At 59.2% G+C, this 13,255-nt stretch carries 14 protein-coding genes; 3 read left to right on the top strand and 11 right to left on the bottom strand.

Annotation, left to right across the window (positions count from 1 at the left end):
* Positions 1-9: 9 nt before the first annotated feature.
* From NZ453_RS02420 to flgB, 3 genes are read right to left on the bottom strand one after another with little or no spacing between them, the layout of a single operon-like run.
* Positions 10-675, bottom strand: a complete 666-nt coding sequence (locus tag NZ453_RS02420) for a flagellar hook assembly protein FlgD (RefSeq protein WP_263768716.1) — start codon at positions 673-675, stop codon at positions 10-12.
* A 23-nt stretch (positions 676-698) separates the two neighbouring features.
* Positions 699-1,103, bottom strand: a complete 405-nt coding sequence (gene flgC / locus NZ453_RS02425; RefSeq protein WP_263768717.1) for a flagellar basal body rod protein FlgC — start codon at positions 1,101-1,103, stop codon at positions 699-701.
* On the bottom strand, positions 1,100-1,507 hold the full coding sequence (flgB, locus tag NZ453_RS02430) for a flagellar basal body rod protein FlgB (RefSeq protein WP_263768718.1): 408 nt from the start codon (positions 1,505-1,507) through the stop codon (positions 1,100-1,102). Before flgB ends, flgC begins: the two co-directional genes overlap by 4 nt.
* Before the next feature lie 204 nt (positions 1,508-1,711).
* On the opposite strand from flgB, the gene flgA reads away from it, so the two are divergent.
* From flgA to NZ453_RS02445, 3 genes are all read left to right on the top strand, one after another.
* Positions 1,712-2,401 (top strand): flagellar basal body P-ring formation chaperone FlgA, encoded by a 690-nt coding sequence (gene flgA / locus NZ453_RS02435; RefSeq protein ID WP_263768719.1) that lies wholly within the window; start codon positions 1,712-1,714, stop codon positions 2,399-2,401.
* A gap of 127 nt (positions 2,402-2,528) precedes the next feature.
* Positions 2,529-2,810, top strand: coding sequence for a flagellar biosynthesis anti-sigma factor FlgM (flgM, locus tag NZ453_RS02440; protein ID WP_263768720.1), 282 nt, complete (start codon positions 2,529-2,531; stop codon positions 2,808-2,810).
* A 20-nt stretch (positions 2,811-2,830) separates the two neighbouring features.
* A complete protein-coding gene (locus NZ453_RS02445) occupies positions 2,831-3,310 on the top strand; it encodes a flagella synthesis protein FlgN (RefSeq protein WP_263768721.1) in 480 nt (159 codons plus the stop codon).
* A 50-nt stretch (positions 3,311-3,360) separates the two neighbouring features.
* Here NZ453_RS02445 and motD read toward each other — a convergent pair whose 3' ends face one another.
* The 8 genes from motD to NZ453_RS02485 all read right to left on the bottom strand — a co-directional run bounded on the left by motD (position 3,361) and on the right by NZ453_RS02485 (position 13,253).
* The gene (gene motD, locus NZ453_RS02450) at positions 3,361-4,176 is read right to left on the bottom strand and encodes a flagellar motor protein MotD (RefSeq protein WP_263768722.1); all 816 of its coding nucleotides are present in this window, start codon (positions 4,174-4,176) and stop codon (positions 3,361-3,363) included.
* Between the two features lie 2 nt (positions 4,177-4,178).
* Positions 4,179-4,919: a flagellar motor protein gene (locus tag NZ453_RS02455; protein ID WP_263768723.1), complete on the bottom strand. Its 741-nt coding sequence runs from the start codon at positions 4,917-4,919 to the stop codon at positions 4,179-4,181.
* Positions 4,912-5,658, bottom strand: coding sequence for an RNA polymerase sigma factor FliA (locus NZ453_RS02460; RefSeq protein WP_263768724.1), 747 nt, complete (start codon positions 5,656-5,658; stop codon positions 4,912-4,914). Before NZ453_RS02460 ends, NZ453_RS02455 begins: the two co-directional genes overlap by 8 nt.
* Positions 5,659-5,670: 12 nt before the next feature.
* Entirely contained in the window at positions 5,671-6,555 is an 885-nt protein-coding gene (locus tag NZ453_RS02465; protein WP_263768725.1) for an AAA family ATPase, read from the bottom strand.
* Positions 6,548-7,882 carry a flagellar biosynthesis GTPase FlhF gene (gene flhF, locus NZ453_RS02470; RefSeq protein ID WP_263768726.1) on the bottom strand — a complete coding sequence of 445 codons (1,335 nt, stop codon included), beginning with the start codon at positions 7,880-7,882 and terminating at the stop codon, positions 6,548-6,550. Before flhF ends, NZ453_RS02465 begins: the two co-directional genes overlap by 8 nt.
* Positions 7,879-9,963 (bottom strand): flagellar biosynthesis protein FlhA, encoded by a 2,085-nt coding sequence (gene flhA, locus NZ453_RS02475; protein ID WP_263768727.1) that lies wholly within the window; start codon positions 9,961-9,963, stop codon positions 7,879-7,881. The genes flhF and flhA overlap by 4 nt, the downstream gene beginning before the upstream one ends.
* Positions 9,964-11,097 (bottom strand): flagellar biosynthesis protein FlhB, encoded by a 1,134-nt coding sequence (gene flhB / locus NZ453_RS02480; RefSeq protein WP_263768728.1) that lies wholly within the window; start codon positions 11,095-11,097, stop codon positions 9,964-9,966.
* 173 nt (positions 11,098-11,270) lie between these two features.
* On the bottom strand, positions 11,271-13,253 hold the full coding sequence (locus NZ453_RS02485) for a chemotaxis protein CheA (protein WP_263768730.1): 1,983 nt from the start codon (positions 13,251-13,253) through the stop codon (positions 11,271-11,273).
* Positions 13,254-13,255 lie beyond the last annotated feature (2 nt).

The following is a 13,255-nucleotide window of genomic DNA, read 5'->3' on the forward strand; positions in this document are numbered from 1 at the left end:
CCCCCGTCACTAATAAACCTGTTGTACGTCTTCAAAATTGAAGGTGCCCAGCGAACCGAGATCGAGCACAAAATTCCCGCTCGTTGTCCGAGTAAGCGCAACAACCGTGCCAAGTTGCAGCGCTTCGGCGTCGACTGTTTTGCCGCTCTTGGTTGCCGTTACCTTGTACGTATAGGAACCGTCGGCCGCCGTCGTTCCGGCATTCGTCGAACCATCCCAGGAAAAGAGCACGTTGCCCGCGTCCTGTTTGCCGAGGTTCTGGGTCTTAATCACATTGCCGCTGCTGTCCATGATGCTCACCGTAACCTGATCGGCGGCACTCTTCAGATTGACTCCCGCGTAGGCCGAGCTCTTCGAAAGCGTCAAATGCGACCCCGGCACCAGAACCGTCTTGCCGATCAGCGCCGACGACTGTACGGCTTGCGTGTCGCCCAGGCTCGTCACCAGCGAATTAAGCGTGGTGTTCAGATTCTCGATGCCTTGAACCGTGCTCAGCTGCGCCATTTGGCTAGTAATCTGGGCATTGTCGAGCGGATTCAGAGGATCCTGGTTCTGCAGTTGCGCGACGAGCAGTTTGAGAAAGCGGTTCTGAACATCCGAAGCCGTCGACGCGCTGCCGGTACCGGAAGTGGAACCTGTGCCGCCTGTCGTATTTGAGGTATTTATTGTCGTCATTCGAGTCTCCGATATACGCGATCTCACTGACCGATCGTCAGTGTTTTCAAGAGCATCTGCTTGGCCGTGTTCATCACCTCGGCGTTGGTTTGATACGAACGCGACGCCGAAATCATGTTCACCATTTCATCGACCACACTGACATTCGACGTCATTACGTATCCCTGCTCATTGGCGGCAGGATTCTTCGGGTCGTAAATCATCCGTCCAGGGCTGGCGTCCTCGACGACCTGCTTGACCCGGACACCGACCGTTCCTTGCCCGTCAATCGGGGTAGCCTCGAAGACGACCTGTTTCGCACGGTACGGCTTGCCATCCGGACCGACGACGCTATCTGCGTTCGCCAGATTGCTGGCCACGGCATTGAGCCGCATCGACTGCGCTGTCAGCGCACTCCCCGCGACTTGAAAGACATTGAAAATGCTCATGATTGCGTTTGAATCGCGGACTGGATCATCTTCAGTTGGTGGGAAATGAACGTAATCCCCGCCTCATACTGGATCGCGTTCTCCGAAAACGCAGAACGCTCCGCATCCATTTCGACGGTATTCCCGTCGGCGCTCGCTTGCGCCGGCGTCCGGTACATCAGGCGGACCGACTCGCTACCGGCCGTCCCTGACATATGACCTGAATTGGTCCGATCCATGGCGAGCGCGCCGGAACTCCGTCCAGCGATTGCATCCTTTAGCGTCGCAGCGAAATCAAAATCCCGCGCCTTGTAATTTGGCGTATCGGCGTTCGCTATATTGGCGGCAAGGACTTGTTGGCGATACGCGCGTAGCCCCAGCGCCTGCTGCTGAAATGAAATAGCGTTATCGACTTTGCTGACCACGGTTTCTCCAAGCGGGTAAAACTTCCGCCCGAGATACGCAACTCCCATGCCATCCTTGAAGAACGCCCTTTCCGGCCGCGACGGCCGGCACTGCGGCCAACTTGGTACCGTCAAGACGGCAATTATTGCCGCCGGCGTTCCGTACAGCGCGGTGGAATAAGGAACTCCGCCGCCGGCCTGTCTGGATTGAGGCACAATAGCGTCATGACTCGTCGATTGGCTTCTCTCGTTGCGGCCCTGTGGTTCGCGTCCTCTTTGCCCGCTTTCGCTCAAATGACGCCGAGCCGCCTTCAAGGCGTGGTCGAGGATTTTCTACGGACGCAGACGCAAGGATTACCAGGCAAAGTCGATTTCAAAGTCGCGCCTCCCGACGCGCGTACTCGGCTAGCCGATTGCGACGCTTTCGAGCCCTTCCTGCCCAGCGGTAGTCTCCCGTGGGGGAAAACGACAGTCGGTGTTCGCTGCCTCGGCCCCTCGTCCTGGACGGCCTACGTGCAGGCCCAGGTGAGCATTCGCGCCAACTACCTCGTCGCCGCCCGTACGCTGAGCGCTGGCCAGGTCCTCGACGCCAACGACATCACGACGAAAAACGGCGATCTCGGGGCTCTTCCCCAAACGGTCCTCACCGACGTCGAACAGGCTGTCGGCAAGACGGTCAAACTCGGTATCGTTTCCGGCCAGCCGGTACGCAGTGATCAGTTAATCGCCCCTTGGGCCGTTCAACAGGGACAGACGGTCAAGACGGTTTCGCGCGGGGTCGGCTTCAGTGCAACCAGCGAAGGCCGAGCCCTGAACAATGCCCTCGAAGGACAGCTGGTGCAGGTTCGAACCCCGTCTGGACAGACCGTCAGCGGTATAGCCCGCCCGGGTGGTGTGGTGGAGATTTCCCACTGAAGGGGAAGTAGCGGCTGGCGCTGGCCGTTTGCACGAGGGTAGCGAGCGTGTCCGTGGGAAAACATGCTAAAGTTAGCGACGAATGTGCCGATAGAACGTGCAAGCAGGAAACCCGCGAGGCATCACCATGAAAATCGACCAGTCCAGCAGCGTCACTACCCCCGCCATCATCAGGGAAACCCGAAGCTCGGGCGCAAAGAAAACCGCCGCCGGGTCCGACGAGGTCCAATTGAGCAGCTTGTCGGCCCAGTTGTCCGCCTCCGACGCGGAGCCGGCTTTCGATGCCGCACGGGTAGCGGAAATCAAACAGGCGATCGCGGACGGCCGCTTTTCGATCAACGCCGAGGCCATCGCCGACCGCCTTATTGCGTCGGCCAAAGAATTGGTGGGCCGGCATCCGCAAGCGTAGTTAGGTAGTTGGTCGCACTCATGCCCACCCCCGATCTTGCGGAAACTATCAAGGCAGAGTCTGCGCTGATCGAGCGGTTCGTCGCTCTGCTGCATGAGGAACAGGAGGCGCTCTCCTCGGGCAATATTGGGGAGCTTCCTACGCTATCGCAAAAAAAAGAGTCTTTTGCAACTGAGCTGAACGCGCTGTCGAGGCTCCGCAACGAACAGTTGACGGCACTTGGTTTGGCGGAAGGTCGCGCCGGGATGGATGCTTGGCGTGCAGCGAATCCGGAAAAGAAGGCAATTGTCGGCGCATGGGACAAAACCTTGTCGCTCGCCGCCGAGGCGCGCGAACTAAACCGGGTTAATGGGGAACTCATTCGCCTACGGATGGAGCACAACAGCAAAGCGCTTGATATTCTGGTGCGCAGCCGCGATTCCCTCGCTCTCTATGGCCCGGACGGACTTTCCACCTCCCCGGAGAAGGACGGCGACCGCCGCATCAATGACGCGGTATAGCGTCGCTTGATCTGCATTCGGGCGCGGTGCGTTCGTTCGGCTTGTGCTTGTTATTGACCGGCTGGTGGTGTTGAAGTAGAAGCAGGAGCGGGAGCTGGCTCCAGGCCGACCTCTTTCCCCTTCTCCGGTTCGCTCGAATCGACAAGAATCGTGACGCGGCGATTTCTTGCGCGGCCATCAGCAAACAGATTCGGCTCAACGGGTCGCGTATCGGCATAGCCGATCGCCGTGAGCCGTTCGGCAGCTACGCCTGACTCGGCAAACAAGCGCAGTACCGTCGTCGCCCGCACGGCGGACAACTCCCAGTTTGACGGAAACTGCAGCGTGTTGATCGGCACGTTGTCCGTGTGGCCCTCGATGGTAATCGGAAACTCCGTAGGGGCTAGAACCTCGGCCACCGCTCGCATCGCCTTCGCAGACGCAGGATGCAAGAGCGCTTGGCCGGGCGAGAAAAGCACGCTGTCATTGATCTCGATCGATACGCCGCGGCTCGTCTCCAGCACCCTGACCTTCCCTTGCTCGATCAGGGGAGCCATCACTTGCAGGATATCTTTGGCCACGTTACGCATCTTGTCCCGCTGGCGTTGCTTCGCCGCATCCTGCGTCCGAGCCAGGATCGCCGGTTTCGGCGCCACGCTGACCTGCGGAGCCACCGTCGCAGGTAGCTGCTGCGAAGACGTGTTCACATGAACGTTGCGAAAGGCGCTGATCATCGATTCGCTGAGAACGCGGTATTTGCCTTCGTTCACCGTCGATAGCGCGTACATGACAACGAAAAAGGCGAACAGCAGCGTAATGAAGTCGGCATAGGACACGAGCCAGCGCTCGTGGTTATCCCGCTCGTCCTCAATCTTGCGGCGCGCCATGTCTAGAACACGTATCCTTGGAGACGGCTTTCGATGATGCGCGGGTTATCGCCGTTCGCAATACCGACCAGGCCATCAACGATCATTTCACGCTGCACGATGAGGCGATTGATATGTGCCTTCAGCTTATTCGACATCGGCAAGAAGACCAGGTTGGCGAGACCGACCCCGTAGATCGTGGCGACGAAGGCCACTGCAATCCCGGCGCCCAATTTAGAAGGGTCCGAGAGGTTCTCCATGACGTGGATGAGGCCCAAAACCGCACCGAGGATACCTATCGTCGGCGAGTACCCACCCGCTGCTTCCCAGATTCGGGCGGACAGTTTCAGCTCCTGCTCGTAGGTGTTGATCTCCACTTCGAGCACTTCGCGCAAGCGCTCCGGCTCGGCGCCATCCACGAGCAACTGCAGCCCTTTACGTGAAAAATCGTCCTTCAACTGGCTCATGACACTTTCCAGCGCCAGGAGTCCTTCCCGCCGCGATAACTGGCTCCAGGAGCAGATCTGCTTGATAAGCCGGGCGTAGTCAACCATGGGGGGGTACCAGATCCAGCGCACCATCCGCATTCCGCGCAGGAAGGTGGCGTAAGGGCTTTGCAGCATCACCGCGCCCATGGTGCCACCGAGAACGATCAGCAAAGCTGTCGGCTGCGAGAGCGAGGCTACGTGCCCGCCCTCAAGGATCTGACCTCCGACAATCGCGACAAGCCCGAGGACCAGACCGACGACGCTGATCTTATCCATTCCGGTCGGCTTTCTTTTTCTTCGGGGCCTCTCTGCCAAAAATCTTAGTGCGCAACCGCGCCACGGCCTGGCTATGCAGTTGGCAAACGCGGGACTCGGTGACCCCCATCACCTCGCCAATCTCGCGCAGGTTGAGATCCTGCTCATAGTAAAGTGCCATCATCATTTTTTCCCGCTCGGGCAGCGCCTCGATCCCTTGCACCAGAAGGCGCCGAATTCCTTCTTCTTCGAGTATGCGAAGCGGGTCGCTCGAATCGTCGCGACAATGCCGCTCCAGGAAATCCTCATCCCCGTCCTCGATCATATCCTCGAAGGAAATGAGTTGATGCCCGCGTGCATCCTGAAGCATCTTCTGGTAATCGGCAAGCGACATGTCGAGCGAATCGGCCAGTTCCTTTTCGCTTGGCGGTCTTCCGCGCTCCTGTTCGAGCTGGGCGATGGCGGCTTCAATCCGGCGGAAATCGCGCCGCATGCTGCGCGGCAGCCAATCGTTCTCGCGCAAGCCATCGAGCATGGCACCCCGTACCCGCTGCGCCGCATAGGTTTCGAACTGAGCCCCCATACCCGATTCGAAACGGCTGATGGCATCAAGCAGGCCCATCATGCCGTTCTGGACCAAGTCGTCGACCTGGACGCTGGAAGGCAAACGAGCCATCAGATGATAGGCAATACGCTTCACGAGCGGGGCGAAGCGCTGTACCAGCTGATCCTTGTTGATCTGACCAGCAGCGTTATACATTGATCGGATTGATTAAGCGCAAATGGCTATCGGGTCGATAGGTTGGCTCAAGTGTAGCAGTTGTTTGACGAATTGTTCGAGGCCCCCGCCCTCCGCCCCGGAACCCGGCCAAGCGAGAATTTCGGTGGCGATTTTCCGATAAGCTTTGGAAGCTGCCGCCTCCGGGTACAGGCCGATCACCGGCTGGCGAACGCGAGACGCCTGTCGTACGCGCTCGTCTATTGGCACAAACCCGGCAAATTCCAATTTCGCTATCCGGCGGCTGTCAGCCACTTTGGCAATGTTCGCGTGCGCGGCAACCGCCTCATCAAGGTTGCGAGCCATGCTGACCAGAATGCGGAATTCTTTACGCGCATAACCGAGGCTGACTTTCTTGACCAGCGCATACGAATCCTTAAGCGACTGACTCGCCGGCAAGGTGACAAACACATTCTCGTGCGCCGCCAGTCCCAGGGGGGAGAACCCTTCCGGATGATCGAGCGAGGCGTCGACAAGTATGACGTCGGCCGGGTGCTCCATGGTCGTCAAACTACCGACCAATGCCTGTTGCTGCTCGTACGTCAGCCTGCTGAGTTTCTTGAGTGTCAACGCGGCCGGAAGCACTCGCACGCCGGGGGCGACGTACAGAAGGACCTCGGTCAATGCCTTTTCGCCGCTGATGGCGTGATACAGATCATATCGAATCAATGACCCGAAGCACGTGGCAACGTTATTGCGTGTGGTCTCGTCGAGAATCAGGACTTCTTTTCCAAGCCGAGCAAGCGCAGCCGCCACGTTCGCGATCAATTGGCTTTTGCCCACGCCATGGTTCGCAGAAGCGAAGGCAACGATCCGCGTCTGCTCGCGACCGAACAGGCGGCGCAATCCCGCCGCCTGGTCGCCGCGATAATCAGGCACGCCGTCCTCCGGCCGCTACCATCCCTTGCCCGGCGCTCGCCATCAGCAAGCCGGGTTCGACGCCATCGAGACGGTGCGGAGATAATTCTGGAACGTCCTTGAAAGCGCGATGCAACAGGTAAGCACGGTTCGGCAAATGGAGGTCTTCGGGCACACGCTGCCCGTTGGAAACATAATGCAAACGCAGGCCGTGCCGGATGATGACATCCAGCGCCGAGGCCAGGCTGGCCGCCTCGTCAACCTTGCTCAATATGCAACCTGCGACGTCGGAGCCAACATAGGAACGCACCACGTCGTCGAGCGTGTCGCCACGGCTCGTCGCCGAAAGCAGAAGCAAGCGCTTGACCGCACTATTGCCGAACATCGCCACCTGTTCTTGAACCATGCGATCGCGTTGGCTCATGCCCATGGTGTCTATCAACACCATGTGCTTGTGCTCGAGATCGCGCAAGGTCTGGCGCAGTTCTTCCGCATCTTTCGCGAGGTGAACCGGGATACCGAGGATGCGGCCATAGATACGCAATTGCTCGTATGCACCGATCCGGTAGCCGTCTGTCGTAATCAGGGCCACCTTGCTTGCTCCGTGCCGGAGCACACAACGCGCCGCGAGCTTCGCCGTCGTCGTCGTCTTTCCAACCCCCGTTGGCCCGACGAGGGCATAGACACCGCCCCGATCGATGATGTCGGACCCGCTATCGATCGTCAGAAAAGAGCGATCAGCACTGTTCTTCACCCAGGCCATCGCCTGCGTCGTGCTCAGTTCACGGGGAAGCTCCGCCAGCAGATCGCGCGCAAAGCGCGGAGAAAACCCGGCATCGAGCATCTGGCGCAGGATCTCCGTCTTCACGGGTTCCGAACGGGCCGTTTCCCCCCAGGCGAATCCCGCAAGATGCTGTTCTACTATCTTGCGCAACGACCGGATCTCGTCCATCACCTCGGCCGGAACGATTTCAGCGGGTGGCTTCGCCGCGCTCTGGGCTGGCCTTTCGATCTGAGGTGCGGGACGGGGTGCCAGCGGAGGCGTTTTGACAGTCGGCCGCGACGACGGAAGGCCGGCTCTCGCTGCGGCAGGCCCATTTGAAACGCCGGCGCTTGCCGCCGGCGAAAGGCGCACCGAATAATCGTCGGGCGCTTTTGGAACATCGCGCGGAGCAGGCTGTGCCATCGGCGGCACCACTTTTTCCATCTCACTGGCGGCCACCGCCATGATTTCGACACCGCCGGGGACCGCGCGGTTTGACAGGATGATCGCGTCGGGGCCGAGCAGATCCTTGACCTTGTGCAAGGCCTCCCGTGCCGTTGTAGCTACGAATTTCCTGACGTTCATGCTTTACCTCCGACGATCGAGGTGACTTTGATTATTTTGGTTTCGGGTACTTCCGCATGCGCGAGCACCCTCAGTTGCGGGATACCCCGGCGCAGGAAGCGCGAGAGCAACGAACGCAGGTTCCCTGAAACGAGCAGCACGGCCGGCAACCCCAGTTCTTCTTGGCGCCGTGCCGCCGCGGCCGTTTCACGAATCAGCGTATCAGCCAGGTTCGGTTCGATACTTGCGCCTTCACCGCCGCCACTGATTGCCTGCAAGAGAATGCGTTCGAGCTGTGGGTCGAGCGACATTACCTGCATCTCGTCGCCGCCTGGGTACAACTGCTGAACGATGGACCGGCCAAGCGCGGTGCGGACCTGTGCGGTGAGCACCTCCGAATCCTGCGTACGCGGCGCCGCTTCGGCAAGCGTCTCGACGATCGTCCGCATATCGCGAATGTGGATTCCCTCGTCGAGCAGGTTTTGAAGAACTTTCTGCAATATGCCAAGCGGGAGTATCTTGGGAACCAGGTCCTCGACCAGTTTTGGCATCTCCTTCGAGAGATGATCGAGTAGTGCTTGAGTTTCCTGGCGCCCCAACAGTTCGGCCGCATGCGAGACGATAAGGTGGTTAAGATGCGTAGCCGTCACCGTGCTCGCATCGACTACGGTGTAGCCGAAGGCTTGGGCTTGCTCGCGCAGCCCGGGCTCAATCCAGATGGCCGGCAACCCGAAGGCGGGGTCCTTTGTCGCAGTACCTGGCAACGGTCCGACGACCCGGCCTGGATTGATCGCTAACAGGTTCCCAGGAAAGGCTTCGCCTCGCCCGATCTCGACCCCTTTGAGCAGAATCCGATAAGCATTCGGCTTGAGTTCGAGGTTGTCACGAATGTGGACAGGAGAAACGAGGAACCCGACCTCCTGCGCGAACTTCTTCCGGATGCCACGGATCCGCTTCAGCAGTTCGCCGTCCTGGGCTTTGTCGACCAACGGAATCAGACGGTATCCCACCTCGAGTCCGAGCACGTCGAGCGGGGCTACATCGGCCCAAGAGGCTTCCTGCGTTTCGGGCGCCACGGAGGGCGCCACGGTGACAGCGACCGGTTTGGCTTCGCGCGCTTTCTTTTCCATCTGCCAAGCCAACGTCCCCAAGGCGGTCGCAAGAAGCAGGAACACGAAGTTCGGCATGCCAGGAATCAGTCCGAGCAAGCCGATGATTGCCCCCGCCAAGGCCAACACTCTCCAGTTGTTGAACACTTGCGAAAGAAACTGCTGGGAAACGTCTTCTCGATCGCCAACGCGAGTGACGACCATGCCGGCCGCAATGGAGATGATCAGCGCGGGAATCTGTGCGACGAGTCCATCACCGATCGTCAGCAACGTATACGTACGAGCAGCGGACCCGATGTCCATGTCGTGCTGCAGCATGCCGACGAACAGGCCACCGATCACGTTGATCAACATGATCAGGATGCCGGCCACCGCGTCGCCACGGACAAACTTCGACGCACCGTCCATCGAACCGAAGAAATTCGCTTCGTCGGCAATCGTCGCACGCCGGCGTCGCGCCTCGTCTTCAGCGATCAATCCGGCATTAAGGTCGGCGTCGATCGCCATCTGTTTTCCGGGCATCGCATCCAGCGTGAAGCGTGCGGCGACTTCCGCAACTCGACCGGCACCCTTGGTGATGACGACGAAGTTGATGATGACCAGAATCGTGAATACGACCAAGCCGACGGCATAGTTACCGCCGACAAGAAAGTGCCCGAAGGCGTCGATTACTTGCCCCGCGGCTCCCGGTCCGGTGTGCCCTTCCAGCAGAACGACGCGGGTCGAGGCCACGTTCAGTGATAACCGCAGCAACGTGGTGATCAGCAAGACGGTCGGGAAAACCGAAAAGTCCAGAGGCCGAAGGACGTTGATCGCCACGAGCATCACGATGATCGATATCGCGATGTTGAAGGTAAAAAAGAGATCGAGGACGAATGGCGGCAACGGCAGCACCATCATCGACAGGATCAAGATGATGAGCAGCGGCCCAGCGAGCTGTTGGATGCCCATCCGGCCGAAGAAACTTTGCAGATTCGCCGTTGCGCTCGCCATTTAGGCTGCCTCCGGGACGAGCTCTGCCGGTACCGCGATTTCACGCGGCGGCTGTGGGTAGTTGCCGCCGGCTTGGCGCCACTTGGAAAGCTGGTACACATAAGCCAATACTTCTGCCACGGCGGCATACAGCGTCGAAGGGATCTCCTGGTCAATCTCCGCGTGCCGATAGAGCGCGCGCGCAAGAGGAGCCGCTTCCAGCATCGGAACACCGTGCTCGGCACCGATTTCGCGTATTTTGCGCGCGATCTCGCCGGCCCCCTTCGCAAGCACTTTGGGTGCCGCCATGCCGCTCTTGTACGCCAACGCGACGGCAAAATGTGTCGGGTTGGTCACGATGACGTCAGCCGTCGGCACAGCGCCCATCATGCGGCGGCGAGCCGCCTCGCGCTGTAGCTGGCGAATCCGCGACTTGACCTCAGGACTGCCCTCCATTTCCTTGTTTTCCTGCTTGACCTCTTCTTTGGTCATTTTCAGCTTGTCGTAGTGCTGCCAGAGCTGAAACGGAACATCGATGGCGACGATCAACAACATCGCCATCACCATCATGAGGAAGCTGGCAACAACGAGTTGTCCCGCGCTCGACAGGCCGGCCTCGATCGGCTGGCCGAACAGGGCCACCATGTCCTCGCGTCCGCGCCAAAGAACCCATATCGCCACGCCGCCAATCAACAACGCCTTGGCTATCGATTTGACGAGTTCAGCCAAACCGCTCCACGAAATCAGACGGCTGATCCCCTTGACGGGATCGAGTCGTCCCAGATCTGGACTCAACGCCTTGACGGAAAAATTCCAGCTGCCGAGGAAAAAGGGCGAAATCAGCGCAGCGAGAACAAGCCCCACAATCAAAGGGCCGAACGAAAGGAGCGCGTCGAGCGAAAGGTCGGCGAAACGTGTCAACATGAGCTGCGGCTCTCGCACCATCCGTTCGTCGATGATGAGCCCCTGGCGCATGATTCCCGCTGTGCGCTGCATCATCCACGGGCCGACGAACCAGAACGAACCCGCAGCCACCACCAGAACAAGAAAAGCACCGATCTCCCGCGAGCGAGGGACTTGCCCCTCCTCGCGCGCCTGTTCAAGCCGTCGGCTTGATGGAGCTTCTGTTCGTTCGAGATCGCTGTCTTCGGCCATCAGCTGGTTCCGGTTTACTGCGGCCTATTATATGAAAAATCTTTAAAAAATAAAGCAGTATAAGATTTTATTTACACCGATTCTCGAATGGTGTACAGAAAGCCACAGCAGACCAGCCGAAAAGAAAAAAGGGAGCAAAAGCTCCCTTTTTTCTTTACAGATCAATTTGTTAGCTAGATCGTCAGCTCCAGCGACTTCGAATGCCGAACACCAAGTTCGCGGTCGATATGCGCATTCAGGTCGGTAAGAAGTTCTTTCATGTCGAGAATCAGCACGATTTGGCCGTTCGAAAGTGTCGTGACACCGGCGACACCCCGCGGCCGGAAATCGTCCAGTGACTTGATCACTGCATCATCTCGGCCAGCAAAACTGTCGACCGAAAGAATGAAGCTGCGCTCGGATGTCTGCATCAACACACCGTACTCGGGCGTTTGCAGTTGCGGCCAACCGAGCAACTTGGAGAGAGCCACGACCGGCAGGACTTCGCCGCGCACGACCAAGGTCTCCTTGCCACCGACCTCCTGCATCTTGTCTTTCTCGATCGGCAGAATCTCGCGCACCATGGAGAGCGGAAGCGCAAACGGCTGGTCTCCGAGCAGAACGAGCAACACCGGCAGGATCGCGAGCGTCAATGGCAACGAAATAATGAAAACGGACCCTTTGCCCGCTTCCGAACGAATCTCCACCGAGCCATTGAGCTTCTGGATGTTGGTCTTGACCACATCCATGCCCACACCGCGACCCGATACGGCCGACGCCTGCGACATCGTGGAGAATCCCGGAAGGAAGATCAGATTCAGGCTCTGACGGTCGTCGAGCGTGTTCGCCTCTTCTTCCTTGATGATGCCTTTTTCGATCGCCTTGGCACGGATACGCTCCGGGCTCATGCCGCGACCGTCGTCGGCAATGATCAGGACAATATGATCGCCCTCCTGGCGCGCCTCCAGCCGCACGATGCTCTTTGCCGGCTTGCCTGCGGCTAGCCGCTCCTCGGGCGATTCGACACCATGGTCGACCGCGTTGCGCACGAGGTGGACAAGCGGATCGGCCAAATCTTCGATCATCGTCTTGTCGACTTCGGTCTCTTCGCCGACCAACGCGAGTTCCACATCCTTGCCGAGCTGTCGGGCGAGGTCACGGGCAATGCGCGGATACTTCTGGAACAAACGGCCAATCGGCTGCATCCGCGTCTTCATGACCGAGTTTTGCAGATCGGAAACCAGCAGATCAAGCTGGCTCACGGCCTGGTCCAGGGCGTGAAGGGTATCCGTATCATTGCGCCCCGCGAGAATATCGGCACGAAGACTCGTCAGCCTGTTTTTGGTGAGACCGATCTCGCCGGACAGGTTTAGGACTTGGTCCAGGCGAGCCGTATCCACACGAATCGTCGATTCCCGTGAAGCTATCTTCTCCTCGGCTCTGCGCCCTGTCGAGGCCCCGGATGCAATCACTCCCGGCTTGTCCGAGGCGCGGCGGCCTTCCGGCGGGAAGTGCGGCGCCATCTGTGTAGAAGTCACGTCAGAGGACGCGGGAATCACTTCGACCGACGCTTGCGCGACAGTGGCCCCCGTCACCGCTTTTTGCGCCGGCTGCCCGGTCACAGCGCTATGCAACGCCGCCCAGTCCGGTTCGCCACTCGGTCCTCCGGCTTGCGAACTCGCTTCTGCATTTATCTGCGGTTCGGCGTCCGATTCAGGCGCAAAAACTTCCGGCGACGAAACCACTGCCTCCTGTCCGCCAATCTCGGGCGCTGCCGGGTGTTCCTCGCCTTCAAGCGCGGCGCGCAACGCGGCAATCACGTCGGGAGGGGCCGGCCGCGGCTGAACTGCTTGGTTCAGCTCACTGAACATCCCCCGCACGCACTGCGTCGCCGCCATGATGGTATCCATCAATTCCGGCGTGAGGTGCATTTCGCCGTTACGCAGTTTGTCGAAGAGGTTCTCGGTCAGATGGCAAAGTGTGACAAGCTCGGTCGCATTGAGGAAGCCGGCGCCACCTTTGATGGTATGGAAACCGCGGAAGATGTCGTTCAACAGCCGACGATCCTCGGGGTTTTTCTCCAGATCCACCAGCTTGTTATCGACATCCGAGAGAAGATCGCTGGCTTCCTGCAGGAAATCCTGCAGGAGATCTTCCATGCCAGAAAAATCGCTCATGT

Origin of the sequence: Propionivibrio soli (assembly GCF_025770765.1) — a bacterium.
Classification (GTDB): Bacteria; Pseudomonadota; Gammaproteobacteria; order Burkholderiales; family Rhodocyclaceae; genus Propionivibrio; species Propionivibrio soli.

Excerpts from the sequence above, each read along its gene's own strand:
- NZ453_RS02420 (WP_263768716.1), bottom strand. The coding sequence starts at position 675 with ATGACGACAATAAATACCTCAAATACGACAGGCGGCACAGGTTCCACT.
- flgC (WP_263768717.1), bottom strand. The coding sequence starts at position 1,103 with ATGAGCATTTTCAATGTCTTTCAAGTCGCGGGGAGTGCGCTGACAGCG.
- flgA (WP_263768719.1), top strand. The coding sequence starts at position 1,712 with ATGACTCGTCGATTGGCTTCTCTCGTTGCGGCCCTGTGGTTCGCGTCC.
- flgM (WP_263768720.1), top strand. The coding sequence starts at position 2,529 with ATGAAAATCGACCAGTCCAGCAGCGTCACTACCCCCGCCATCATCAGG.
- NZ453_RS02445 (WP_263768721.1), top strand. The coding sequence starts at position 2,831 with ATGCCCACCCCCGATCTTGCGGAAACTATCAAGGCAGAGTCTGCGCTG.
- motD (WP_263768722.1), bottom strand. The coding sequence starts at position 4,176 with ATGGCGCGCCGCAAGATTGAGGACGAGCGGGATAACCACGAGCGCTGG.
- NZ453_RS02455 (WP_263768723.1), bottom strand. The coding sequence starts at position 4,919 with ATGGATAAGATCAGCGTCGTCGGTCTGGTCCTCGGGCTTGTCGCGATT.
- NZ453_RS02460 (WP_263768724.1), bottom strand. The coding sequence starts at position 5,658 with ATGTATAACGCTGCTGGTCAGATCAACAAGGATCAGCTGGTACAGCGC.
- flhF (WP_263768726.1), bottom strand. The coding sequence starts at position 7,882 with ATGAACGTCAGGAAATTCGTAGCTACAACGGCACGGGAGGCCTTGCAC.
- flhA (WP_263768727.1), bottom strand. The coding sequence starts at position 9,963 with ATGGCGAGCGCAACGGCGAATCTGCAAAGTTTCTTCGGCCGGATGGGC.
- flhB (WP_263768728.1), bottom strand. The coding sequence starts at position 11,097 with ATGGCCGAAGACAGCGATCTCGAACGAACAGAAGCTCCATCAAGCCGA.
- NZ453_RS02485 (WP_263768730.1), bottom strand. The coding sequence starts at position 13,253 with ATGAGCGATTTTTCTGGCATGGAAGATCTCCTGCAGGATTTCCTGCAG.